Annotated in this window: 1 protein-coding gene; it reads right to left on the minus strand. The window is 60.3% G+C overall.

What is annotated here, in order from left to right; translation table 11 throughout:
• The coding region (locus tag J5M67_RS28525; RefSeq protein ID WP_207888688.1) for an ABC transporter ATP-binding protein at window positions 1-381 on the minus strand (381 nt) is incomplete at its 3' end.
• Window positions 382-453 lie beyond the last annotated feature (72 nt).

The following is a 453-nucleotide window of genomic DNA, read 5'->3' on the forward strand; positions in this document are numbered from 1 at the left end:
CATGTATACGTTTTCGCGGCCAGTGAACTCCGGATTGAAGCCCGCTCCGAGTTCGAGCAGCGCGGCGACGCGCCCGTTGATCGCAACCCGGCCACCCGACGGCGTGAGCGTCCCGCAGATGATCTGCAACAACGTCGACTTTCCCGAGCCGTTGCGGCCGATGATTCCGATCGTCTCGCCCTTTTGTACGTGAAACGACACATGCTGCAGCGCATGAAACTCGCTTGCACCTTCCGGTCCGAGCAAACGAGCAGGCACCAACTTCGCGAGACCGCCGATGCGATGCCGAACTGCGGCCTTCAGACGGTCTGCCGGCTTGGCAAATACGCGAAAGCGCTTGCTGACGTCTTGGACGCTGATTGCCGGCAATTCAGAGGACATCGGCAAACCCCTTGCGCATTAACTGAAAATACTTGAAGCCCGCGCACGCAACGGCCACGCCCCCCAAAAACG

This window comes from Pseudomonas sp. 30_B, from assembly GCF_017491605.1.
In the GTDB taxonomy this organism is placed as follows: domain Bacteria; phylum Pseudomonadota; class Gammaproteobacteria; order Pseudomonadales; family Pseudomonadaceae; genus Pseudomonas.